At 40.6% G+C, this 24,080-nt stretch carries 21 protein-coding genes; 16 read left to right on the top strand and 5 right to left on the bottom strand.

Annotation, left to right across the window (positions count from 1 at the left end; all coding sequences use genetic code 11):
- Positions 1–70 precede the first annotated feature (70 nt).
- From TZ91_RS08305 to TZ91_RS08255, 11 genes are all read left to right on the top strand, one after another.
- Entirely contained in the window at positions 71–574 is a 504-nt protein-coding gene (locus TZ91_RS08305; protein ID WP_033686312.1) for a phosphatase PAP2 family protein, read from the top strand.
- 113 nt (positions 575–687) lie between these two features.
- On the top strand, positions 688–1,134 hold the full coding sequence (locus TZ91_RS08300; RefSeq protein WP_033686320.1) for a LytTR family DNA-binding domain-containing protein: 447 nt from the start codon (positions 688–690) through the stop codon (positions 1,132–1,134).
- A 4-nt stretch (positions 1,135–1,138) separates the two neighbouring features.
- A complete protein-coding gene (locus TZ91_RS08295) occupies positions 1,139–1,813 on the top strand; it encodes a LiaF transmembrane domain-containing protein (RefSeq protein WP_033686323.1) in 675 nt (224 codons plus the stop codon).
- Between the two features lie 105 nt (positions 1,814–1,918).
- A complete protein-coding gene (gene rpmB, locus TZ91_RS08290; protein ID WP_001140948.1) occupies positions 1,919–2,107 on the top strand; it encodes a 50S ribosomal protein L28 in 189 nt (62 codons plus the stop codon).
- Between the two features lie 154 nt (positions 2,108–2,261).
- Positions 2,262–2,627 carry an Asp23/Gls24 family envelope stress response protein gene (locus tag TZ91_RS08285; RefSeq protein WP_000216437.1) on the top strand — a complete coding sequence of 122 codons (366 nt, stop codon included), beginning with the start codon at positions 2,262–2,264 and terminating at the stop codon, positions 2,625–2,627.
- Positions 2,628–2,629: 2 nt separating this feature from the next.
- Positions 2,630–4,297 (top strand): DAK2 domain-containing protein, encoded by a 1,668-nt coding sequence (locus TZ91_RS08280; RefSeq protein ID WP_033686325.1) that lies wholly within the window; start codon positions 2,630–2,632, stop codon positions 4,295–4,297.
- 200 nt (positions 4,298–4,497) lie between these two features.
- Positions 4,498–6,198, top strand: coding sequence for an acetolactate synthase large subunit (locus TZ91_RS08275; protein WP_033682350.1), 1,701 nt, complete (start codon positions 4,498–4,500; stop codon positions 6,196–6,198).
- Positions 6,191–6,667: an acetolactate synthase small subunit gene (ilvN, locus tag TZ91_RS08270; protein WP_001253803.1), complete on the top strand. Its 477-nt coding sequence runs from the start codon at positions 6,191–6,193 to the stop codon at positions 6,665–6,667. The genes TZ91_RS08275 and ilvN overlap by 8 nt, the downstream gene beginning before the upstream one ends.
- A 217-nt stretch (positions 6,668–6,884) precedes the next feature.
- Entirely contained in the window at positions 6,885–7,907 is a 1,023-nt protein-coding gene (gene ilvC, locus TZ91_RS08265) for a ketol-acid reductoisomerase (protein WP_000290683.1), read from the top strand.
- Between the two features lie 112 nt (positions 7,908–8,019).
- Positions 8,020–9,270 (top strand): threonine ammonia-lyase IlvA, encoded by a 1,251-nt coding sequence (gene ilvA / locus TZ91_RS08260; protein ID WP_004256769.1) that lies wholly within the window; start codon positions 8,020–8,022, stop codon positions 9,268–9,270.
- 844 nt (positions 9,271–10,114) lie between these two features.
- A complete protein-coding gene (locus tag TZ91_RS08255; RefSeq protein WP_001130036.1) occupies positions 10,115–10,330 on the top strand; it encodes a capsule biosynthesis transcriptional regulator in 216 nt (71 codons plus the stop codon).
- 90 nt (positions 10,331–10,420) lie between these two features.
- Here the strand turns inward: TZ91_RS08255 and TZ91_RS08250 are convergent, their stop codons facing one another.
- Positions 10,421–11,161: an amino acid ABC transporter ATP-binding protein gene (locus TZ91_RS08250; RefSeq protein ID WP_033686327.1), complete on the bottom strand. Its 741-nt coding sequence runs from the start codon at positions 11,159–11,161 to the stop codon at positions 10,421–10,423.
- A complete protein-coding gene (locus tag TZ91_RS08245) occupies positions 11,161–12,726 on the bottom strand; it encodes an ABC transporter substrate-binding protein/permease (RefSeq protein ID WP_033686329.1) in 1,566 nt (521 codons plus the stop codon). The genes TZ91_RS08250 and TZ91_RS08245 overlap by 1 nt, the downstream gene beginning before the upstream one ends.
- 138 nt (positions 12,727–12,864) lie before the next feature.
- Here TZ91_RS08245 and TZ91_RS08240 point away from each other — a divergent pair, with 138 nt between their 5' ends.
- Both TZ91_RS08240 and TZ91_RS08235 read left to right on the top strand, forming a co-directional pair.
- On the top strand, positions 12,865–14,754 hold the full coding sequence (locus tag TZ91_RS08240) for a DUF2207 domain-containing protein (RefSeq protein ID WP_033686331.1): 1,890 nt from the start codon (positions 12,865–12,867) through the stop codon (positions 14,752–14,754).
- Between the two features lie 46 nt (positions 14,755–14,800).
- Positions 14,801–15,646, top strand: coding sequence for an undecaprenyl-diphosphate phosphatase (locus TZ91_RS08235; protein WP_033686332.1), 846 nt, complete (start codon positions 14,801–14,803; stop codon positions 15,644–15,646).
- A gap of 32 nt (positions 15,647–15,678) precedes the next feature.
- On the opposite strand, the gene dinB is transcribed toward TZ91_RS08235, so the two are convergent.
- Positions 15,679–16,740 (bottom strand): DNA polymerase IV, encoded by a 1,062-nt coding sequence (gene dinB, locus TZ91_RS08230; RefSeq protein ID WP_033686335.1) that lies wholly within the window; start codon positions 16,738–16,740, stop codon positions 15,679–15,681.
- Positions 16,741–16,978: 238 nt separating this feature from the next.
- On the opposite strand from dinB, the gene pflB reads away from it, so the two are divergent.
- A complete protein-coding gene (pflB, locus tag TZ91_RS08225; protein ID WP_033686339.1) occupies positions 16,979–19,303 on the top strand; it encodes a formate C-acetyltransferase in 2,325 nt (774 codons plus the stop codon).
- A 255-nt stretch (positions 19,304–19,558) separates the two neighbouring features.
- On the opposite strand, the gene TZ91_RS08220 is transcribed toward pflB, so the two are convergent.
- Together TZ91_RS08220 and trkA are read right to left on the bottom strand one after the other, a co-directional pair.
- Positions 19,559–20,998, bottom strand: coding sequence for a TrkH family potassium uptake protein (locus tag TZ91_RS08220; RefSeq protein WP_033686340.1), 1,440 nt, complete (start codon positions 20,996–20,998; stop codon positions 19,559–19,561).
- Positions 20,999–21,001: 3 nt separating this feature from the next.
- On the bottom strand, positions 21,002–22,351 hold the full coding sequence (gene trkA / locus TZ91_RS08215) for a Trk system potassium transporter TrkA (RefSeq protein ID WP_000691701.1): 1,350 nt from the start codon (positions 22,349–22,351) through the stop codon (positions 21,002–21,004).
- Between the two features lie 188 nt (positions 22,352–22,539).
- On the opposite strand from trkA, the gene TZ91_RS08210 reads away from it, so the two are divergent.
- Both TZ91_RS08210 and TZ91_RS08205 read left to right on the top strand, forming a co-directional pair.
- Complete coding sequence (locus tag TZ91_RS08210; RefSeq protein WP_033686342.1) at positions 22,540–23,388, top strand: SAM hydrolase/SAM-dependent halogenase family protein; 849 nt, start codon at positions 22,540–22,542, stop codon at positions 23,386–23,388.
- Positions 23,389–23,403: 15 nt separating this feature from the next.
- Positions 23,404–23,946: an ECF-type riboflavin transporter substrate-binding protein gene (locus TZ91_RS08205; protein WP_033686343.1), complete on the top strand. Its 543-nt coding sequence runs from the start codon at positions 23,404–23,406 to the stop codon at positions 23,944–23,946.
- Positions 23,947–24,080 lie beyond the last annotated feature (134 nt).

The raw sequence follows: 24,080 nt of genomic DNA, 5'->3' as shown, positions 1-24,080 counted from the left end.
TTTTTCTGCACTATACTAGAAGACAAGTGCTTCCCTATAAGCAAAATTTGAGTAAGTGATGAGAAAATATATGAAAAATTATCAAGAATGGTATGGCCACGTTGCTAGTAACATTAAAAATAAGCCCTTTCTTCTGAGCTTGTTAAGAACTTTCAATCGGTTCATGACGGCAGTTATGCCTATGATTTATCTAACCTTGTTAGCCACTACCTACTTCCAAGAAGGACTTGGTAAACAGGTCTTGATCTATGTGTGTATCCCTGCGTCAGGCTTTGTGATTTTGTCCTTTCTTCGTAAGAAAATCAATGCCCCTAGGCCTTATGAGGAATGGGATATTAAACCTTTGCTTGAGAGAGATAGCCCTGGTCAGTCTATGCCCAGTCGTCATGTCTTTTCAGCAACCATTATCTCCATGGCTTGCTTACATGCTAGTTTATCTGTAGGGGTTATCTTGTTGGTCTTGTCAGCTTTCCTCGGTCTAGTAAGAGTCTTAGGGGGAGTGCATTTTTCCAAGGATGTAGTGGTTGGCTATATTTGTGGTCTTGTGTGGGGTGTGATTTTCTTTCTATTTTGACCTGTAAGTTAAGGTGGTCCCACAACCACTTACGAGTTTAAAGTAACCACTTGCTTTTTTGCTCTTGTTTTCTTATTTTCCCTTTGATATAGTAGAGTCAGAAAGGAGATGGAATGAAGTTACGAATCGAAATTGACAGCAATTTAGAGGAAACTGAAATTATCATCAAGGCAGCGGCTTTGACAGATGAGATTGCGGATTTACAGCGACTCTTGCAAGAATCCAAGTCTACTCGGTTGATTTTTTACAAGGGAACAGGTGAATATTATCTGGACTTATCGGAAATTCTCTTCTTTGAGACGGAAGGTAGCAAGATTTACGCCCATACCCAGAAAGATGCCTACGAGGTTCGGCTTAAACTCTATGAGTTAGAGGCTATCCTTCCTCGCTATTTTAGTCGGGTATCCAAGTCGACTATTGCAAATATCCGTCAGGTTTATTCGGTGGACAAGTCCTTTTCAGGAACGGGCACCATTTCCTTTTATCAGACCCACAAGGAGGTTCATGTCTCACGGCATTACCAATCCCTCCTAAAAGAAAATCTAAGAAACATGAGGTAAGAACATGAAAAAGAAAGCATTTGGTATTGTGTTGCTAGTATTGGCAGCTTTAATATTATTACAAGGAAATTTTGGAATCCCTTCATTCGGTGGGCAAATTTGGCCCTTGCTTGGTATTGGATTTTTTGCCTATCAATCAGTTGGAGCTTTGTTGCGTCGTCACTTAACTTCAGCCTCTTTTACAGCTCTAGTAGCCTTAATGATTGCTAACCACTTTTATGGCATTTTACCAATTCCTAATCAGTCATTGTTCTGGGCAAGTATTTTAATCGTAATGGGTGTCAGCGCACTCACTCATTCTAACAGAACTTGGAATGGGAAAAAATGGTGGTATGACGGTGAAAAGACCATTCTGACAGATAAGGAAGTTGCTTTTGGGACTGGGACTTTCTACAAGCAAGAGCAAGAATTGGTAGAAGATCAAGTAGAAGTTGGTTTTGGCAATGCCAAGATATATTATGACAATGCAGAGATTTTAGGAGATACCGCAACTCTGAAAGTGGAAGTTGGTTTTGGCAATGCAGTTATCTATGTTCCCCAACATTGGGGAGTTGATTTAAAGGTAGAAACTTTCTGTGGCGTAGCTAAGGCAGATACTCCTCTAGTCCCAACCAGCAAAACCTTGATTATCCGTGGAGATGTGGCTTTTGGGAAGTTGGGAATTGTCTACGTTAAATAAAAAAATCTTCCAATTCCCTTGCAAAAATGAAGAAAGTGTGATAACATAGTACGGTATGTGGTGCTAGCACATCCGCTATATTAGATCTAATAGGAGGAAAACACAATGGCTAAAGTATGTTACTTTACAGGTCGTAAGACTGTATCAGGAAACAACCGTTCACACGCGATGAACCAAACAAAACGTGCCGTAAAACCAAACCTTCAAAAAGTTACTGTTCTTATCGATGGTAAACCTAAAAAAGTTTGGGCTTCAGCTCGTGCTTTGAAATCAGGTAAAGTTGAACGCGTTTAATAATAAAAGTAAGGAGACCTTAGGGTCTTTTTCTTTTTCTGTGGGTGTAACATCATTTGAAAAATAGAGTAAATATCCGCTGATACAGTATTCTGCTTTTACACTTGGGCTGAAATATGATAAAATAGAGTATCAACTAGTTGAGGTAAAAAGGATGACTGTAAAAATTAATACAAAAGATGGTCAAATCGAACTAACAGATGAAGTGATTGCAACCGTCGTAGGTGGAGCAGCAACTGAAATTTTTGGTGTGGTCGGTATGGCTAGTAAAAATGCCCTCAAAGATAATTTCCAAGCCCTTCTAGGTAAGGAAAATTATTCTAAAGGTGTCGTCGTAAAGGCGGCCGAAGATGGCAGTATTGCAGTTGATGTATATACCGTGTTGAGCTACGGAACAAAGATTAGCGAAGTGTCAAAAAACATTCAAGAGCGTGTTCGTTTTAGTTTGGAAAACCAACTTGGAATTACTGCTCAGACTGTAAATGTCTACATTCAAAATATCAAAGTTGTAGGAGAATAACCGTGTCAAAAATTACTACTAGCTTATTTCAAGAAATGGTGCAGGCTGCATCAACTCGCTTGAATAAGCAAGCTGAATATGTCAATTCATTAAACGTCTTTCCAGTTCCAGATGGAGATACTGGAACAAACATGGGAATGACCATTGAAAATGGAGCTAAAGAAGTTGCAGACAAGCCAGCTTCTACAGTTGGCGAGGTAGCGAGCATTCTTGCCAAAGGTCTTTTGATGGGTGCGCGTGGAAACTCAGGCGTTATTACGTCTCAGCTTTTCCGTGGATTTTCACAAGCTATCAAGGATAAAGATGAGTTAACAGGTCAAGACTTGGCCCTTGCCTTCCAATCAGGTGTGGAAGTTGCCTATAAGGCAGTGATGAAACCAGTTGAAGGAACGATTTTGACAGTTTCTCGTGGGGCTGCTATCGGTGCTAAGAAAAAAGCTGAGCAAACAGATGACGCTGTTGAAGTCATGCGCGCAGCCTTGGAAGGTGCTAAAACAGCTCTAGCTAAAACACCAGACATGCTTCCAGTATTGAAAGAAGTTGGCGTTGTGGACTCAGGTGGTCAAGGACTGGTCTTTATCTACGAAGGTTTCCTTTCAGCCCTTACTGGTGAATATATCGCATCTGAGGACTTTGTAGCGACTCCGGCCAACATGAGTGAAATGATCAATGCAGAACATCACAAGTCTGTAGCTGGTCATGTAGCGACTGAGGACATTACCTTTGGTTATTGTACTGAAATCATGGTAGCCCTTAAGCAAGGTCCAACCTATGCTAAAGATTTTGACTACGATGAATTCCGTAACTACTTGAATGAACTTGGGGACTCTCTCCTTGTTGTCAATGATGATGAAATCGTCAAAGTCCATGTCCATACAGAAGATCCAGGACTTGTTATGCAAGAAGGTCTCAAATATGGTAGCTTGGTCAAGGTAAAAGTTGACAATATGCGTAACCAACACGAAGCACAGGTTGAGAAAGAAGCTGCTCAAGTTAGCAAGCCAGCTGAAGAAAAAGAGTATGCTTTGATTGCTGTGGTGGCTGGTAAAGGTTTAGCAGATATCTTCCGTTCTCAAGGTGTAGATTATGTTATTGAAGGCGGTCAAACTATGAACCCTTCAACAGAAGACTTTATCAAGGCTGTTGAACAGGTCAACGCTCGTAACATCATCTTCCTGCCAAACAACAAAAACATCTTCATGGCAGCTCAATCTGCAGCAGAAGTTTTGGAGCAACCAGCAGTAGTGGTGGAAGCTCGTACTTTGCCACAAGGTTTGACAAGTCTTCTCGCCTTTGATCCAAGCAAGCCCATCGAAGAAAACCAAGAGCGTATGACTGCAGCTCTTAGCGATGTCGTTAGCGGAAGCGTCACAACAGCTGTGCGTGATACAACGATTGATGGCTTAGAAATCCATGAAAACGATAATCTTGGTATGGTAGATGGGAAAATTCTCGTGTCGAACCCTGACATGCACCAAACCTTGACAGAAACATTGAAACATATGTTGGATGAAGATAGTGAAATCGTAACCTTCTATGTCGGTGAAGACGGAAGTGAAGAACTTGCCAATGAAATTGCTCAAGAAATCGCAGAAGAATTCGAAGATGTTGAAGTCGAAATCCACCAAGGCCAACAACCTGTTTACCCATATCTATTTAGTGTAGAATAAGATTAATGAAGAACTGAGAAATCAGTTCTTTTTTCTTTTTTAGTAAATGAAATCGGTATCTTTTTAATAAAAACAAAAATAACATTCATAAATAAACGTTAAAATAGAAAATTCAGAAAATTTCTTCTTTTCTCTTGAAAAATTTTGAAAAAATGGTATGATAGTAACAAGTTATTTTTAAGAGAAGAGAAAGGGGAACAATGGAGAAAATCAGTTTAGAATCTCCTAAGACGGGGTCGGACCTAGTTTTGGAAACACTTCGTGATTTAGGAATTGATACCATCTTTGGTTATCCTGGTGGTGCGGTCTTGCCTTTTTATGATGCGATATATAATTTTAAAGGCATTCGCCACATTCTAGGACGCCATGAGCAAGGTTGTCTGCATGAAGCTGAAGGTTATGCCAAATCAACTGGAAAGTTGGGTGTTGCCGTCGTCACTAGCGGACCGGGAGCAACAAATGCCATTACAGGGATTGCAGATGCCATGAGCGATAGCGTTCCCCTTTTGGTCTTTACAGGTCAGGTGGCGCGAGCAGGTATTGGGAAGGATGCCTTTCAGGAGGCAGACATCGTGGGAATTACCATGCCAATCACTAAGTACAATTACCAAGTTCGTGAGACGGCAGATATTCCGCGTATCATTACAGAAGCTGTTCATATCGCAACAACAGGTCGACCAGGGCCGGTCGTAATTGACCTACCTAAAGACGTATCTGCTTTAGAAACCGACTTCATCTATTCACCAGAAGTGAACCTACCAAGTTATCAACCGACTCTTGAGCCGAATGATATGCAAATCAAGAAAATTTTGAAGCAATTGTCCAAGGCTAAAAAACCAGTCTTGTTAGCTGGTGGGGGGATTAGTTATGCTGAAGCAGCTGCAGAATTAAATGAATTTGCAGAACGCTATCAAATCCCGGTGGTAACCAGTCTTTTGGGACAAGGAACGATTGCAACGAGTCATCCACTCTTCCTTGGAATGGGAGGCATGCACGGATCTTTCGCAGCTAATATTGCCATGACGGAAGCGGACTTTATGATTAGTATTGGTTGTCGTTTCGATGACCGCTTGACGGGGAATCCTAAGACCTTCGCTAAGAATGCCAAGGTTGCTCACATTGATATTGACCCAGCCGAGATTGGCAAGATTATCAGTGCAGATATTCCTGTAGTTGGAGATGCTAAGAAAGCTTTGCAAATGTTGTTGGCGGAACCAACTGTTCATAACAATACTGAGAAATGGATTGAAAAAGTTACCAAAGACAAGAACCGCGTTCGTTCTTATGATAAGAAAGAGCGTGTGGTTCAGCCGCAAGCTGTTATTGAACGCATCGGTGAGTTGACGAATGGTGATGCCATTGTGGTAACAGACGTTGGTCAACACCAAATGTGGACAGCCCAGTATTATCCCTACCAAAATGAACGTCAGTTAGTGACTTCAGGTGGTTTGGGAACCATGGGATTTGGAATTCCAGCAGCAATTGGAGCTAAAATTGCTAACCCAGATAAGGAAGTAGTCTTGTTTGTTGGGGATGGTGGTTTCCAAATGACTAACCAGGAATTGGCTATTTTGAACATTTACAAGGTGCCAATCAAGGTGGTTATGCTGAACAACCACTCACTTGGAATGGTTCGCCAATGGCAGGAATCCTTCTATGAAGGTAGAACGTCAGAGTCAGTCTTTGATACCCTTCCTGATTTCCAATTGATGGCACAAGCTTATGGCATTAAAAACTATAAGTTTGACAATCCTGAGACCTTGGCTCAAGACCTTGAAGTCATCACTGAGAATGTTCCTATGCTAATTGAGGTAGATATTTCTCGTAAGGAACAGGTGTTACCAATGGTACCAGCTGGTAAGAGTAATCATGAGATGTTGGGGGTGAAGTTCCATGCGTAGAATGTTAACAGCAAAACTACAAAATCGTTCAGGAGTCCTCAATCGCTTTACCGGTGTCCTGTCTCGTCGTCAGGTTAATATCGAAAGCATCTCTGTTGGAGCAACAGAAGATCCGAATGTATCGCGGATCACCATTATTATTGATGTAGCTTCACATGATGAAGTGGAGCAAATTATCAAGCAACTCAATCGTCAGATTGATGTGATTCGCATTCGTGATATCACAGACAAGCCTCATTTGGAGCGCGAGGTGATTTTGGTTAAGATGTCAGCGCCAGCTGAGAAGCGAGCTGAGATTCTAGCGATTATTCAACCTTTCCGTGCAACGGTGGTAGACGTAGCACCAAGCTCGATTACCATTCAGATGACAGGAAATGCAGAAAAGAGCGAAGCACTGTTGCGAGTCATTCGACCATACGGTATTCGTAATATTGCTCGAACGGGTGCAACTGGATTTACCCGTGATTAATACTCTTCGAAAATCTCTTCAAATCACGTCAGCTTTGCCTTGTCGTAGGTATATGTTACTGACTCCGTCAGTCTTATTTACAACCTCAAAGCAGTGCTTTGAGCAGCCTGCGGCTAGCTTCCTAATTTGCTCTTTGATTTTCATTGAGTATAAAAATATTTTAAATTTGTTAAACCAGCCTAAAAGGCAATAAATAATAGAAAAGAGAGAAAAAACTATGGCAGTTCAAATGGAATATGAAAAAGATGTTAAAGTAGCAGCACTTGACGGTAAAAAAATCGCCGTTATTGGTTATGGTTCACAAGGACATGCGCACGCTCAAAACTTGCGTGATTCAGGTCGTGATGTCATTATCGGTGTACGTCCAGGTAAATCTTTTGACAAAGCAAAAGAAGATGGATTTGATACTTACACAGTAGCAGAAGCAACTAAATTAGCTGACGTTATCATGATTTTGGCACCAGACGAAATCCAACAAGAATTGTACGAAGCAGAAATCGCTCCAAACTTGGAAGCTGGAAACGCAGTTGGATTTGCTCATGGTTTCAACATTCACTTTGAATTTATCAAAGTTCCTGCAGATGTAGATGTCTTCATGTGTGCTCCTAAAGGACCAGGACACTTGGTACGCCGTACTTACGAAGAAGGATTTGGTGTGCCAGCTCTTTACGCAGTTTATCAAGATGCAACAGGAAATGCTAAAAACATTGCTATGGACTGGTGTAAAGGTGTTGGAGCAGCTCGTGTAGGTCTTCTTGAAACAACTTATAAAGAAGAAACTGAAGAAGATTTGTTTGGTGAACAAGCTGTACTTTGTGGTGGTTTGACTGCCCTTATCGAAGCAGGTTTCGAAGTCTTGACAGAAGCTGGATACGCTCCAGAATTGGCTTACTTTGAAGTTCTTCACGAAATGAAATTAATCGTTGACTTGATCTATGAAGGTGGATTCAAGAAAATGCGTCAATCTATTTCAAATACTGCTGAGTACGGTGACTATGTATCAGGTCCACGTGTGATTACTGAGCAAGTTAAAGAAAACATGAAAGCTGTCTTGGCAGACATCCAAAATGGTAAATTTGCAAATGACTTTGTAAATGACTATAAAGCTGGACGTCCAAAATTGACTGCTTACCGTGAACAAGCAGCGAACCTTGAAATTGAAAAAGTTGGTGCAGAATTGCGTAAAGCAATGCCTTTCGTTGGTAAAAACGACGATGATGCATTCAAAATCTATAACTAATTGATAGAAATTAAGGTGAAGGCGAGTTGGGGGACTAACTCGCTTTTATAATCAATTCATCTCTCTTTTAAGAGGATGGATTGTGATAATATGAATAGTCTAGGAGAAAAAGATGTTAAGCTCAAAAGATATAATCAAGGCTCATAAGGTCTTGAATGGTGTGGTTGTGAATACCCCACTGGATTACGACCATTATTTATCGGAGAAGTATGGTGCTAAGATTTATTTGAAAAAAGAAAATGCTCAACGTGTTCGTTCATTTAAGATTCGTGGTGCCTATTATGCTATTTCTCAGCTCAGCAAGGAAGAGCGTGAGCGTGGGGTAGTCTGTGCCTCTGCGGGAAATCATGCGCAGGGAGTAGCCTATACCTGTAATGAGATGAAGATTCCTGCTACTATCTTTATGCCAATTACTACTCCGCAACAAAAGATTGGTCAAGTTCGCTTTTTTGGTGGGGACTTCGTGACTATTAAATTAGTTGGAGATACTTTTGATGCCTCAGCCAAAGCAGCCCAAGAATTTACAGTCTCTGAAAATCGTACCTTTATTGATCCTTTTGATGATGCCCATGTTCAGGCTGGTCAAGGGACCGTTGCTTATGAGATTTTAGAAGAAGCTCGAAAAGAATCGATTGATTTTGATGCTGTCTTAGTTCCTGTTGGAGGTGGCGGTCTCATTGCTGGGGTTTCTACCTATATCAAGGAAACAAGTCCAGAAATTGAAGTCATCGGAGTAGAGGCTAATGGGGCACGTTCCATGAAAGCTGCCTTTGAAGCTGGTGGACCTGTCAAACTCAAAGAAATTGACAAATTTGCGGATGGGATTGCTGTACAAAAGGTAGGTCAATTGACCTATGAAGCAACTCGTCAATATGTTCAAACCTTAGTAGGTGTCGATGAGGGACTGATTTCTGAAACCTTGATTGACCTTTACTCTAAGCAAGGGATTGTCGCAGAACCTGCTGGAGCGGCTAGTATCGCCTCTTTAGAGGTTTTAGCTGAATATATCAAGGGGAAAACCATTTGTTGTATCATTTCTGGAGGAAATAATGATATCAACCGTATGCCGGAAATGGAAGAGCGTGCCTTGATTTATGATGGGATCAAGCATTACTTTGTGGTTAATTTTCCACAGCGTCCGGGGGCCTTGCGTGAGTTTGTAAATGATATCCTGGGGCCAAATGATGATATCACACGTTTTGAGTATATCAAACGAGCTAGCAAGGGAACAGGACCAGTATTAATTGGGATTGCCTTGGCAGATAAGCATGATTATGCAGGCTTGATTCGTCGAATGGAAGGTTTTGATCCATCTTATATTAACTTAAATGGTAATGAAACGCTCTATAATATGCTTGTCTGAGGACTAATAAAAAAATATCATATTATTTGCACAACTGATGTATAGGTGCTATAATGAGGGTGAAGAAAGGGGGCGATTCCTATGGACTTAGGAAATCGATTACGCTATTTCTATCACAAGTCATTATAGTACCTATTATTTTTTGATTCAGTTTATAGTAAGGGAGTAAAATTACTTGTTATATATAAGGCGTATTTTTAGAATCCACTATTTTATATATGTCTAATCTGAAATTTGGTTAAATATAATAGGAATTAGAAAAAATAATCAATACTAATGAGAAACCTTATACTGAGTTAACTGAGAAGAGTGATAAGATACTAAGAAGATAAAAACAGTGGAAAATGTTAGAAGATAGGATACTATTGTCTCCTAACGACTCATCTTTTTATAGGTTTGAAGAAATAAAAAGGAATATTGATAAAGTAAATAAATAGTACCAGTTGATCAAGTGAAAAGTGCTTATAAAGGCAGGAAGAATACCAAAGAAGGAGAAGAGAAATAATAATTAGTAATAGTGTGGAGAGAAAGTCTTTCACTATTAGAAATATTGTTTTAAAGTTGGATAAATAGAATAAAGTTGAAGATAAAACCTGTCTAACCTATCCCGAACTGGCATTTGTAAATTATGAATATTTTTACAAACAAAAGAGTTAATAATACAATTATTTTAAAGGTATTTACTAATGGTTTATAGCAAGTAAAAACCTATATATTATCGGCTTTAATAAGATAGTAACAGAAAAATAAATCATTAATTTTATTGAATATATGTTTTTTTATTGACAAAACACATAAAAACGTATACAATTAAATATCGTAAAGAAGAAAATAGGAGAAGGACATGGCTAAGTCAAACTTTGAAAAAGTAGAATCAGTTGTTGGCTGGGTTCGTGATAAGAAGATCACAGGCTACCGTATCTCTAAAGAAACGAATGCGCGTGAAATGTCTATCATTGCTCTAGCGCAGGGTCGTGCAAAAGTAAAAAATATTTCATTTGAAACAGCTCTAGGTTTAATTGATTTCTATGAAAAAAATCATGAAAAATTTGAAGATTAATCTTTGGATGATGGCGGATTCTTGAATAGGGTCTGCCTTTTCATTTTTTGGCTAGTAAAAAGACTGCACGGTTGATGCAGCCTTTTCTTTTTATTTGAGATAGCGTTGAAGGAATTCTTTTGTACGGTCTTCTTTAGGATTAGTGAAGAGGTCTTCTGGTTTGCCTTCTTCAGCAATCACACCCTTATCCATAAAGATAACACGATGAGAGACATCACGGGCGAATTCCATTTCGTGAGTTACGACAATCATAGTCAAGCCTTCTTGAGCCAGGTCCTGCATGATTTTGAGGACTTCTCCAACCATTTCTGGATCGAGAGCTGATGTTGGTTCATCAAAGAGAATAGCATCCGGATTCATGGAGAGGGCACGAGCGATGGCCACACGTTGTTTTTGACCACCTGAGAGTTGTTTTGGTTTCGCTTGCCAGTAGCGTTCTCCCATGCCGACCTTTTCCAGGTTTTCTTTGGCAATATTTTCAGCTTCTGTACGTTCGCGTTTAAGGACAGTTGTCTGAGCGACAATTGTGTTTTCAAGAACGTTGAGATTTTCAAAGAGGTTAAAGGATTGGAACACCATCCCCAACTTTTCACGGTATTGCGTGAGGTCATAGCCTTTTTCGAGGACGTTTTGTCCATGATAAAGGATTTGTCCATCAGTTGGCGTTTCAAGGAGGTTAATGGAGCGTAGGAAGGTTGATTTTCCGCTTCCAGAGCTTCCGATGATAGAGATTACCTCTCCCTTGTGGACAGTGAGTGAAATGTCTTTTAGCACTTCGTTTTGTCCATAGGATTTTTTGAGGTGTTTAATTTCAAGGATTGCTTGTGTCATTATTTCAAATCCTCCGTTTGCATTTGGTTAGCACCTGTAGTATAGGTATCCATGTCCATGCGGCGTTCGATGAAGCGTAGGATACGTGTTACGGTGAAGGTGAGGACAAAGTAAATCACGGCGATGATTGTAAATGTCTGGAAGTATTGATAGGTTTGCGTTGCCACGGTATTTCCTGAGAAATAAAGTTCGACAACAGAGATAACGTTCAATACAGATGTATCTTTGATATTGATGACAAATTCATTACCAGTTGCTGGTAGGATGTTACGGACAACCTGAGGTAGGACAATTTTACGCATGGTTTGGTTATGGGTCATACCAAGAGCAGTAGCGGCTTCAAATTGTCCCTTGTCAACTGCTAGGATACCACCACGGACGATTTCAGTCATGTAGGCTCCGGTGTTGATTGAAACGATGAAGATAGCAGCCAGTGTACGGTCAAGGTTGATACCGAAAGCTTGGGCCGTTCCATAGTAGATAACCATCGATTGAACGATCATTGGGGTACCACGGAAAATTTCAATGTAGACATTGAGGATCCAGCCGACTAGTTTTTGTAGGCCATAAATGGCTTTATTCTCAGATAGAGGAGCAGTACGGAAAACACCAATGGCAAGGCCGATAATGAGACCTGTGATGGTTCCGACGATAGAGATTAAAAGAGTGACACCAGCACCACGCAAAAGTTGTTGCCAGTTTTCAGAAAGAATTTTAGCGACTTGGCTAAAGAAGCTACTGCTAGTCTCTTCAGTTGTTGTAGCTTCGGCAGGTTGTTCCTTGATCATACGATCCATCAAGGCAACTTGGTCATCTTTTGAAATAGTTTCAATGCTGGCATTGATTTGGCTAATACGGTTGTCATCTTTACGAAGTCCAATGGCGATAGCTGTATCTTCTTCCCCCGTTTTGAAACCTGGTTCTACTTGAACCATCTTGAACTTAGAGTTCGCAGCTTCAGCAGTCAGTGCTTCTGGGCGTTCAGAAACATAAGCATCAATGACACCAGCCTCAAGAGCTTGGCGCATTTGAGCGAAGTCTCCCATGGCAGTTTCTTTTTTAGCACCTGGGATTTGTGCAATCAAGTCATAAAGATAGACACCTTGTTGAGAAGTGATTTTCGCACCATTAAAGTCATCCAAAGATTTAGCACTTGCGTAGGCAGAATCTTTTTTGATAAGCAAAACTGGTTCGCTAGTGTAGTAACTGCTTGAAAAGGCAATTTCTTGTTTGCGTTCGGCAGTTGGACTCATACCTGCGATAATCATGTCAATCTTACCAGAAGTAAGGGCAGGAACTAGACCTTCCCACTTTGTTTTAACAACCAAAGGTTCTTTACCTAAGTCCTTAGCGATTTTCTTGGCGATTTGAACATCGTATCCGTTAGCATACTGGTTAGTCCCATCGATTTTGACAGCCCCATTGCTATCATCATCCTGAGTCCAGTTAAAGGGAGCATATGCTGCTTCCATCCCGATGCGTAAATATTCATCGGCTTGGGCAACATTGACAAGTCCCAGCATCAGCAAGAGACTTGTGAAAATAGATAAGTATATTTTTCTCATGATTTCTCCTATTTCTAATCTATTAAAAAATAACTGTCTCCTATTTTATCGAAAAAAACTCTATTTTTCAATATAGGTAAGCCCTTACTTGAGAAAAAATGATATAATGATAGCAAAGATAAAAAGGGGGATTAGTTGATGAAAAAAACTTTTTTCTTACTGGTGTTAGGCTTGTTTTGCCTTCTTCCACTCTCTGTTTTTGCCATTGATTTCAAGATAAACTCTTATCAAGGAGATTTGTATATTCATGCAGACAATACGGCAGAATTTAGACAAAAGATAGTTTATCAGTTTGAGGAGGACTTTAAGGGCCAAATCGTGGGACTTGGACGTGCAGGTAAGATGCCTAGTGGATTTGACATTGATCCTCATCCAAAGGTTCAGGCTGCGAAAAACGGTGCTGAACTGACAGACGTTACTAGCGAAGTGACAGAAGAGGCGAATGGTTATACTGTGAAAGTCTACAATTCAGGTCAGGAGGGTGACATAGTTGAAGTTGACCTCACATGGAATTTAAAAAATTTGCTTTTTCTATATGATGACATCGCTGAATTAAATTGGCAACCTCTGACAGATAGTTCAGGAACTATTGGAAAGTTTGAATTTCATGTAAGGGGAGACAAGGGGGCTGAAAAACTCTTTTTCCATACAGGGAAACTTTTTAGAGAGGGAACGATTGAAAAGAGTAACCTTGATTATACTATCCGTTTAGACAATCTCCCGCCTAAGCGTGGAGTTGAATTGCATGCCTACTGGCCTCGAACTAATTTTGCTAGCGCTAGGGATCAGGGATTGAAAGGAAATCGTTTAGAAGAATTTAATAAGATAGAAGACTCGATTTTTAAAGAAAAAGAGCAAAGTAAACAACTCGTTACCTGGGTCTTCCCTTTGATACTTTCTATCTCCTTGTTATTAAGTGTCTGTTTCTATTTTATTTATAGAAGAAAGACCACTCCTTCGGTCAAATATGCCAAAAATCATCGTATCTATGAACCACCAATGGAATTAGAGCCTATGGTTTTATCAGAAGCAGTCTACTCGACCTCCTTGGAGGAAGTGAGTCCTCTAACAAAAGGAGCAGGTAAATTTACCTTTGATCAACTTATTCAAGCTACCTTGCTAGATGTGATAGACCGTGGAAATGTCTCTATCATTTCAGAAGGAGATGCAGTTGGTTTGAGGCTAGTAAAAGAAGATGGTTTGTCAAGCTTTGAGAAAGACTGTCTAAATCTGGCTTTTTCAGGCAAAAAAGAAGAAACTCTTTCCAATTTGTTTGCGGATTACAAGGTATCTGATAGTCTTTATCGTAGAGCCAAAGCTTCTGATGAAAAACGGATTCAAGCAAAGGGGCGTCAGCTCAAATCTTCTTTTGAAGAAGTATTGAACCAGATGCAAGAAGGAGTGAGAAAACGAATTTCCTTCTGGGGGCTCCCAGATTATTATCGTCCTTTAACTGGTGGGGAAAAGGCCTTGCAAGTGGGTATGGGGGTCTTGACTATCTTGCCCCTATTTATCGGATTTGGTTTGTTCTTGTACAGTTTGGATGTTTATGGCTATCTTTACATCCCCTTGCCAATACTTGGTTTTCTAGGTTTGGCGTTGGCTGTTTTCTATTATTGGAAGCTTCGATTAGATAATCGTGATGGTGTCCTAAATGAAGCAGGAGCAGAAGTATACTATCTCTGGACCAGTTTTGAAAATATGTTGCGTGAGATTGCACGATTGGATCAGGCTGAATTGGAAAGTATTGTGGTCTGGAATCGCCTTTTGGTCTATGCGACCTTATTTGGCTATGCGGACAAGGTCAGCCATTTGATGAAGGTTCATCAGATTAAAGTGGGAAATCCAGATATCAATCTCTATGTAGATTATGGCTGGCACGGTATGTTTTATCATTCAAGCGCGCAAATGAGCCATTATGCCAGCATCGCAAACACAGCAAGTACCTATTCCGTATCTTCTGGAAGTGGAAGTTCTGGCGGTGGCTTCTCTGGAGGCGGAGGTGGCGGCAGTATCGGTGCCTTTTAAAGAGAGCTAAAATATGCTATAATGGGAGATAGAAAAGGAGTAATCTATGTATCTTATTGAAATTTTAAAATCTATCTTCTTCGGTATTGTTGAAGGAATTACGGAATGGTTGCCGATTTCCAGTACAGGTCACTTGATTTTAGCAGAGGAGTTTATCCAATACCAAAATCAGAATGAATCTTTTATGTCCATGTTTAATGTTGTGATTCAGCTTGGTGCGATTTTAGCGGTTATGGTCATTTACTTTAACAAGCTCAATCCTTTCAAACCGACTAAGGACAAGCAGGAAGTTCGTAAGACTTGGAGACTGTGGTTGAAGGTCTTGGTTGCCACTTTACCTTTGCTTGCAGTATTTAAGTTTGATGATTGGTTTGATACTCACTTCCATAATATGGTTTCAGTTGCTCTCATGTTGATTATTTATGGGATTGCCTTTATCTATTTGGAAAAGAGAAATAAAGCTCGTGCTATTGAACCAAGTGTAACAGAGTTGGACAAGCTTCCTTATACGACAGCCTTCTATATCGGACTCTTCCAAGTTCTTGCTCTTTTACCAGGGACTAGCCGTTCAGGAGCAACGATTGTCGGTGGTTTGTTGAATGGAACTAGTCGTTCTGTTGTGACAGAATTTACCTTCTATCTTGGAATTCCAGTTATGTTTGGAGCTAGCGCATTAAAGATTTTCAAATTTATAAAAGCAGGACAGCTCTTGGACTTCGGGCAATTGTTCTTGCTCTTGGTTGCCATGGGAGTAGCTTTCGCAGTCAGCATGGTCGCTATTCGTTTCTTGACCAGCTATGTGAAAAAACACGACTTCACCCTTTTCGGTAAATACCGTATCGTGCTTGGTAGTATCTTGCTACTTTATAGCTTTGTCCGTTTATTTGTATAAGAAAAACCTTGAAGAGTTAGCTCTTCAAGGTTTTAAAATCCAGTCACGGTAATCCCCAACAGGCGGACACCTCTTTCTTTCTCGCTTAATTCTTCATAGAGTTGCAGGGCTATTTGGCTTATCTGACTAGCATCCTGTGTTTTTTGAGTCAGACTTTTTCGTTTAGTAAGAGTTGAAAAGTCCTCGTAGCGGATTTTCAAAATGACAATTTTTCCAGCTTTGTCTTGCTGATTGAGATTGAGAGCGACTCTTTCTGATAGGAGAGTCAGTTCTTTTTTGATGTCTTCCTCGGCACGGAGAATCTTTCCATAGGTTTTCTCCTTGCCGATTGACTTACGGATGCGATTGGATTTGACTGGAGAGTTGTGAATGCCACGAGCCTTTCGATACAGGTCATAGCCCAGTCTGCCAAAGCGGTCTATCAGAGTCACTTCAGGAACTTCAAGTAGGTCTGCGCCAGTAAAAACACCCATTTGATTCAGACGTTCTACCGTCTTTTTTCCTACTCCATGAAACTTGGAAATATCCATTTGTTTGAGAAAATCTTCAGCTTGTTCAGGTAAAATCACTGTTAAACCATGTGGTTTTTGATAATCACTCGCCATTTTAGCTAAGAATTTGTTGTAAGAAACACCGGCAGAAGCAGTTAGATGAAGTTCTTGCCAGATATCCTCTTGAATGAGACGAGCGATTTTGACAGCTGACTTGATGCCGAGTTTATTTTCTGTCACATCCAAATAGGCTTCGTCAATACTCATAGGTTCAATCAAATCTGTATAGCGCTTAAAAATAGCTCGAATTTGGAGTCCTACAGCTTTATATTTTTCATAATTTCCTGAGATAAAGACGGCCTGGGGACAACGTTCATAGGCTTCTTTAGAACTCATAGCAGAATGGACACCAAAAGCTCGCGCCTCATAGCTACAAGTGGAAACGACTCCCCGCCCACCTGTTTGCCGAGGGTCGCTTCCGATAATGACAGGTTTTCCTCTAAGTTTAGGATTATCTCTGATTTCTACCGCAGCAAAAAAGGCATCCATGTCAATATGGATGATTTTTCTTGACAAATCATTTAATAAAGGAAAAATCAACATGCCTAGTCCCCTTTTTACCGCTTATTTTCTTTTATTATACCCTTTTTTCTGAAAAAAAGAAAAAAGGCTTTATTTTTTTCAAAAATATAATACAGTTTGGGATAAAATATAGACTGTTTTAGAAAAGAAAGTGTGGAAATAGGGATTTTCCACTTGTTGAAAACGATTACTGTATGGTATACTTGTCTCATGAATGTAACAGATGGCTGTTACTAGAAAGAAAAAAGAGGACATTAACATGGTTGTTAAGACAGTTGTTGAAGCACAAGATATTTTTGACAAAGCTTGGGAAGGCTTCAAAGGCGTAGATTGGAAAGAAAAAGCAAGTGTATCACGCTTCGTACAAGCTAACTACACACCTTACGATGGAGACGAAAGCTTCCTTGCAGGACCAACAGAACGTTCACTTCACATCAAAAAAATTGTAGAAGAAACTAAAGCACACTACGAAGAAACTCGTTTCCCAATGGACACTCGTCCAACATCTATCGCTGATATCCCAGCAGGATTTATCGATAAAGAAAACGAAGTTATCTTCGGTATCCAAAACGATGAACTCTTCAAATTGAACTTCATGCCAAAAGGTGGTATCCGTATGGCTGAAACTACTTTGAAAGAAAATGGATACGAACCAGATCCAGCTGTTCACGAAATCTTTACTAAATACGTAACAACAGTTAACGACGGTATCTTCCGTGCTTACACTTCAAACATTCGTCGCGCTCGTCACGCTCACACTGTAACTGGTCTTCCAGATGCATACTCACGCGGACGTATCATCGGTGTTTACGCACGTCTTGCTCTTTACGGTGCAGACTACTTGATGCAAGAAAAAGTAAACGACTGGAATGCAATCGAAGAAATCGATGAAGAAACAATCCGTCTTCGTGAAGAAATCAATCTTCAATACCAAGCATTGCAACAAGTTGTTCGCTTGGGTGACCTTTACGGAGTTGACGTTCGCAAACCAGCGATGAACGTTAAAGAAGCTATCCAATGGGTTAACATCGCCTTCATGTCTGTCTGCCGTGTTATCAACGGTGCTGCAACATCTCTTGGACGTGTACCAATCGTATTGGACATCTTTGCAGAACGTGACCTTGCTCGTGGTACATTTACTGAATCAGAAATCCAAGAATTCGTTGATGATTTCGTTATGAAACTTCGTACAGTTAAATTTGCTCGTACAAAAGCTTACGACCAATTGTACTCAGGTGACCCAACCTTCATCACAACTTCTATGGCTGGTATGGGTAACGACGGTCGTCACCGTGTTACTAAGATGGACTACCGTTTCTTGAACACTCTTGACAACATCGGTAACTCTCCAGAACCAAACTTGACAGTTCTTTGGACTGACAAATTGCCATACAACTTCCGTCGCTACTGTATGCACATGAGCCACAAACACTCTTCTATCCAATACGAAGGTGTAACAACAATGGCTAAAGACGGATATGGTGAAATGAGCTGTATCTCATGCTGTGTGTCTCCACTTGACCCAGAAAATGAAGAACAACGCCACAACATCCAGTACTTCGGTGCGCGTGTAAACGTATTGAAAGCCCTTCTTACTGGTTTGAACGGTGGTTACGACGATGTTCACAAAGACTACAAAGTATTTGACATCGAACCAATCCGTGACGAAGTTCTTGAATTTGAATCAGTTAAAGCTAACTTTGAAAAATCTCTTGACTGGTTGACTGACACTTACGTAGATGCTTTGAACATCATCCACTACATGACTGATAAGTACAACTATGAAGCTGTTCAAATGGCCTTCTTGCCAACTAAACAACGTGCGAACATGGGATTTGGTATCTGTGGATTTGCCAACACTGTTGATACATTGTCAGCTATCAAATACGCTACAGTTAAACCAATCCGTGACGAAAATGGCTACATCTACGATTACGAAACAATCGGTGAATACCCACGTTGGGGTGAAGATGACCCACGTTCAAACGAATTGGCAGAATGGTTGATCGAAGCTTACACAACTCGTCTACGTAGCCACAAACTTTACAAAGACGCTGAAGCTACAGTATCACTTTTGACAATCACATCTAACGTTGCTTACTCTAAACAAACTGGTAACTCACCAGTCCACAAAGGTGTATACCTCAACGAAGATGGTTCTGTCAACTTGTCTAAACTTGAATTCTTCTCACCAGGTGCTAACCCATCTAACAAAGCTAAAGGTGGATGGTTGCAAAACTTGAACTCACTTTCTAGCCTTGACTTTAGTTATGCAGCTGATGGTATCTCATTGACTACACAAGTATCACCTCGCGCTCTTGGTAAGACTCGTGACGAACAAGTTGATAACTTGGTAACAATCCTTGATGGTTACTTTGAAAACGGTGGACAACACGTTAACTTGAACGTTATGGACTTGAACGATGTTTACGAAAAGATCATGTCAGGTGAAGACGTTATCGTACGTATCTCTGGATACTGTGTAAACACTAAATACCTCACTCCAGAACAAAAAACTGAATTGACACAACGTGTCTTCCACGAAGTTCTTTCAATGGATGATGCCTTGGATGCGTTGAACTAATCAAGTTCTTGAATAATGAAATAAGGAACCCTCGGTCAGTCGACTGAGGGTTGTTTTTGGGCTCTTAAATTCCTTAAGTCAGGTATTGAAATGTCTGACCGGGATTCAAAGATACTTGTTGAGTTGCGGGAGGTATTTGATACTCAATGAAAATCAAAGAGCAAACTAGGAAGCTGACGTGGTTTGAATTTTATTTTCGAAGAGTATGAAAATAAAAACACCACACTTTGTAAGGAAACAAGGTGTGGTTGTATTTTATCTCTTAGACCAAGTTCTCTTCATAAAGAGAAGTAGGATTGGGTAAATCTCCAAGCGCCCTGCAATCATTGCAAAGGAGAGGAGAATTTTTGAGATAGGACTAAAGATTGAGAAGCTAGAAGTGGTTCCTAGAATAGGTCCGATATTATTGAAACAGCTAAAGACAGCACTGGTTACAACCAGAAAATCATTGCTATCTAGGCTGACAATAAAGATAAGGGATAGCAAAATCATAGAATAGATGACAAAGTACTTGAGAATCTTATGCTGGGTATCTTTGTCAATCACCGTTTTATTAACATGGAGGGTCAAAACACGGTGGGGAGATAGGATTGACAAAATCTGATTTTTAGCAATTTTTGAAAGGATTAGGCCTCGGATAACCTTGAGTCCACCTGCGGTTGAACCAGCAGAACCACCGATTCCCATGAGGAAGAGAAGGATAAACTGGGAGAAGAGGGGCCAGTTGGTAATATCTCCGTAACCAAAACCAGTCGTTGTAATGATATTGGAAACCTGGAAGAAGGCCATTTCAAAACTCTTGGAAAATCCTGGGTAGAGATAGAGGGTATTAAGGCTAATCAAGCCTGTAGAAAGCAGTACAATGACCAAGTAAGCTCGAAGTTCTTCATCTCCAAAGAAGGCCTTGACGCGACGGAGCATAAGGTAGTAGTAGAGATTGAAATTTACCCCAAAAACCAAAACTCCGATACTAACCAGATAGGTAATCAGTGAGCTACCATAGTGAGCAATCCCGTCGTTATAGACGGTAAATCCTCCGGTACCTGCTGTTCCCATGGCAATGACAAAACTATCAAATAGGGGCATACCAGCCAGATAATAGATGATGACAAAGAGGGAAAAGAGAGCTAGATAAAGGAGATAGAGAATCTGGGCAGTATTTTTGAGTTTGGATACAACCTTGCCAAAAACAGGGCCAGGAACCTCAGCCTTCATCACCTCTAGGTGGCTATTCTTGGCATTATCCATAATAGCAAGTGCAAAAACAAGCACTCCCATCCCTCCAATCAAGTGGGTAAAACTGCGCCAGAAGAGGAGGGAACGACTGAGAACCGAAACGTCGTTCAGAATAGTTGCTCCAGTAGTTGTAAAGCCAGAACTGATTTCAAAAAAGGCATCGATAACGCTGGGAATTTGCTTAGCAAAAACAAAGGGGAGACCGCCAAAGAAGGACCAAAGGATCCAACAGAGGGCTACAATCAAGATTCCCTCCTTGGCATAAATCCGTTGATTTTTTGGCTTTTGTAAAATTCCTGAACCGCCTAGTAATACGAGAATCCCTATTGTTGAAAAGAGGGCCGTAAAGACTTGGCTCGATTCACGGTAATAGAGAGCGATAGCTACAGGAACCAAGAGGAGAACAGCTTCAATCAAAAGTAATTTTGAAAGGAGGTAACGAATCATACTTTTATTCATTTCTTACCTCGCAATCAAGTCATAAATCTTGGTGATGTTTGGCAACAAAGTTGTTACTAGGAGCTTGTCTCCAACTTCCAACATATCCTCCCCAGTAGGGAAAATAGTCTTGCCCTTTCGAATGATGGCTGCTATAAGAACCCCTTTTTTCAGTTTTAGTTGAGAAAGAGGTTTGGCAGTCATTTTATTAGCTTCCTTGATATGGAATTGCAGGGTTTCGATTTGGCCATTGGCTAGATGGTGCATGGCCTGAAGGTCTGAATACTGGGCATTAACCCGACCACGAATAAAGTGCATAATCGTATCTACAGCGATGCTTTTAGGTGTGATGATACTTGAAAAATCAGGCGCATTGATAATTTCGAGGAGACTGGTACGATTGACCTTGGTGATATTTTTTTGTACACCTACCCTGTCAAGGAACATAGAGGTAATCAGATTTTCCTCATCGACCCCTGTTAGAGTCGCAACGGCATCATAGTTTTGAGCACTTTCTTCCAGCAGGATATCTTTTGCGGTACCATCTCCTTGAACGATGTAGAGGTTTGGGAATTTCTCGCTAAAGAAGCTAGCGATTTCAGGATTGATTTCAATAACCTTGGTATCAATACGACTGTCTTTTAGGATACCTAGTAGATAATAGGCGATTCTACCAGCTCCAACAATAAGAAGGCTCTTCACGGCACGAGATTTAAAATAATTATGGAAGAGCATCATATCAACACGGTTACCAGTGACAAAGATTCTATCTTTATCCTGTATGGTCATGTCACCGCTTGGAATGATAATTTGATGATCCCTCTCTATCGCACAGACAATGACATTGCCAAATTTTTTCCGAAAATCAGAAATGGGCATTTGGCAAAGACCGCTAGAAGACTTAACAGTGAATTCCATCAAGCTGACCCGTCCTCCAAAGAAACGTTCGACAGAGAGGGCGTTGGGGAAGTCAATGATATTGGCAATAGCGCGGGCAGCCAAGAGCTCAGGATTAACGATAAGAGAAAAACCGAGAATATTCTTTTCCTTGAAATAAGAGTTAGAATATTCAGGGTTTCGCACCCGAACAATGGTCTCTTTAGCTCCCATTTTTTTGGCTAGAACGGCTGCAATCATGTTCACTTCATCGTATTCAGTCAGAGCGATAAAGATATCACAATCCTGGACACTGGCTTGCTCAAGGATGGTAAAATCGGCCCCGTTACCAAGGATGCCCATGATATCAAAGCGATTAACAATATGATTGAGAACAGCTTCGTCTTGCTCAATCAGTAAAACATCATGCTTTTCTGCAACCAAGGAGCGACAGAGGGCAGAACCAACTTTTCCCCCTCCGACAAGGATAATTTTCATAATAAAACCTACTTCTTCATTATGTAACTATCATACCTTTTTTCAAGAAAAAATGCACCTACTAGCTAATCACCAGAGTTTTTAGTAGGAAATTTGCTATAAGGTAAAACTATACCCTAAGCAATTGAAATAGCTATTAGCGACTTTCTCTGAAATATGGTATGATAAAGGGTGTATAAGGAGATAAAATGAATAATAATTTACTGGTATTACAATCAGACTTTGGTCTGGTAGATGGTGCGGTATCGGCTATGATTGGAGTGGCTTTAGAAGAATCTCCAACCTTAAAAATTCATCACTTGACGCACGATATTACGCCTTATAATATTTTTGAGGGGAGTTATCGTCTCTTTCAGACGGTGGATTACTGGCCTGAGGGAACGACATTTGTATCGGTGGTCGATCCAGGTGTCGGCTCGAAACGTAAGAGTGTGGTTGCCAAGACTGCAAAAAATCAATACATTGTCACGCCAGATAATGGGACGCTTTCTTTTATCAAGAAACACGTTGGCATTGTAGCTATTCGTGAGATTTCTGAAGTGGCCAATAGACGTCAAAATACAGAGCATTCTTATACCTTCCACGGTCGTGATGTCTATGCCTATACTGGTGCTAAACTGGCCAGTGGTCACATTTCTTTTGAGGAAGTGGGACCAGAGCTCAGTGTGGATCAGATTGTGGAGCTTCCAGTCGTAGAGACCATCATTGAAGACCATTTGGTGAAGGGAGCTATTGATATTCTGGATGTGCGTTTCGGCTCGCTTTGGACCTCTATCACACGAGAAGAGTTTTACAAGCTGGGACCAGCATTCGGTGACCGTTTTGAGGTGACTATCTATCATGCAGATATGCTGGTCTATCAAAATCAGGTTGTTTATGGCAAATCATTTGCAGATGTGAGAATTGGGCAACCCATCCTTTACATCAACTCTCTCTATCGTTTAGGTTTGGCTATCAACCAAGGTTCCTTTGCCAAGGCCTATAATGTGGGTGTCGGTTCATCTTGGACCATTGAAATAAAGAAAATAGAAGCATAAAATAGGAGAATATAGATGAAAAATCAATCAATTAAACAAGTTGTTGCTATCGGTGTTGGAGCTGCGCTCTTTGTTGTCATCGGGATGATCAGTATCCCGACACCCGTTCCAAATACAAACATTCAGCTTCAGTATGCATTGCAGAGCCTCTTGTCAATCATTTTTGGGCCCGTAGTTGGTCTATTTGTAGGATTAATTGGACATGCAGTGAAAGATGCTGTTTCAGGAGGTCTTTGGTGGACTTGGATTATCGCTAGCGGTCTCTTTGGTCTATCTGTAGGACTCTTTAGAAAATACATTCGAGTAACACAGGGTGTTTTTGAGTTGAAGGATATTGTTTTCTTTAACCTCATTCAGATTGTTGCAAATGCTCTTGTTTGGGGTGTTTTGGCACCACTTGGAGATGTTGCGATTTATCATGAAGCGGCAGAAAAAGTATTTGCCCAAGGGATTGTTGCAGGTATTGGTAATGCTGTAACTGTAGCTATCGCAGGTACCCTTCTCCTGCTAGCTTATTCACGTACACAGACTCGTTCAGGAAGTTTGAAAAAGGATTAACATAAAGGAAAAGGCTGGGCAACCAGTCTTTTTGCTGTTTATAGGCTAGTCGGGTAAGCAATTTAGGCTAGGAATCTTGTTGGCGCTAAGATTTTAAGAGAAGAGACTGCAAGAAGGGGTAGATTTATGATAAA

The sequence above is a fragment of the Streptococcus mitis genome (assembly GCF_000960025.1).
GTDB classification, from domain to species: domain Bacteria; phylum Bacillota; class Bacilli; order Lactobacillales; family Streptococcaceae; genus Streptococcus; species Streptococcus mitis_DH.
The sequence above is the reverse complement of the archived record's forward strand: the minus strand, read 5'-3'. Positions and strand labels throughout refer to the sequence as shown.

Coding starts and splice junctions, on each gene's coding strand:
- rpmB (WP_001140948.1), top strand. CDS start 1,919: ATGGCTAAAGTATGTTACTTTACAGGTCGTAAGACTGTATCAGGAAAC.
- TZ91_RS08250 (WP_033686327.1), bottom strand. CDS start 11,161: ATGACACAAGCAATCCTTGAAATTAAACACCTCAAAAAATCCTATGGA.
- TZ91_RS08255 (WP_001130036.1), top strand. CDS start 10,115: ATGGCTAAGTCAAACTTTGAAAAAGTAGAATCAGTTGTTGGCTGGGTT.
- TZ91_RS08240 (WP_033686331.1), top strand. CDS start 12,865: ATGAAAAAAACTTTTTTCTTACTGGTGTTAGGCTTGTTTTGCCTTCTT.
- TZ91_RS08220 (WP_033686340.1), bottom strand. CDS start 20,998: ATGAATAAAAGTATGATTCGTTACCTCCTTTCAAAATTACTTTTGATT.
- TZ91_RS08205 (WP_033686343.1), top strand. CDS start 23,404: ATGAAAAATCAATCAATTAAACAAGTTGTTGCTATCGGTGTTGGAGCT.
- TZ91_RS08300 (WP_033686320.1), top strand. CDS start 688: ATGAAGTTACGAATCGAAATTGACAGCAATTTAGAGGAAACTGAAATT.
- TZ91_RS08235 (WP_033686332.1), top strand. CDS start 14,801: ATGTATCTTATTGAAATTTTAAAATCTATCTTCTTCGGTATTGTTGAA.
- ilvC (WP_000290683.1), top strand. CDS start 6,885: ATGGCAGTTCAAATGGAATATGAAAAAGATGTTAAAGTAGCAGCACTT.
- TZ91_RS08295 (WP_033686323.1), top strand. CDS start 1,139: ATGAAAAAGAAAGCATTTGGTATTGTGTTGCTAGTATTGGCAGCTTTA.
- TZ91_RS08305 (WP_033686312.1), top strand. CDS start 71: ATGAAAAATTATCAAGAATGGTATGGCCACGTTGCTAGTAACATTAAA.
- ilvN (WP_001253803.1), top strand. CDS start 6,191: ATGCGTAGAATGTTAACAGCAAAACTACAAAATCGTTCAGGAGTCCTC.
- trkA (WP_000691701.1), bottom strand. CDS start 22,351: ATGAAAATTATCCTTGTCGGAGGGGGAAAAGTTGGTTCTGCCCTCTGT.
- ilvA (WP_004256769.1), top strand. CDS start 8,020: ATGTTAAGCTCAAAAGATATAATCAAGGCTCATAAGGTCTTGAATGGT.
- pflB (WP_033686339.1), top strand. CDS start 16,979: ATGGTTGTTAAGACAGTTGTTGAAGCACAAGATATTTTTGACAAAGCT.
- TZ91_RS08245 (WP_033686329.1), bottom strand. CDS start 12,726: ATGAGAAAAATATACTTATCTATTTTCACAAGTCTCTTGCTGATGCTG.
- TZ91_RS08210 (WP_033686342.1), top strand. CDS start 22,540: ATGAATAATAATTTACTGGTATTACAATCAGACTTTGGTCTGGTAGAT.
- TZ91_RS08275 (WP_033682350.1), top strand. CDS start 4,498: ATGGAGAAAATCAGTTTAGAATCTCCTAAGACGGGGTCGGACCTAGTT.
- TZ91_RS08285 (WP_000216437.1), top strand. CDS start 2,262: ATGACTGTAAAAATTAATACAAAAGATGGTCAAATCGAACTAACAGAT.
- dinB (WP_033686335.1), bottom strand. CDS start 16,740: ATGTTGATTTTTCCTTTATTAAATGATTTGTCAAGAAAAATCATCCAT.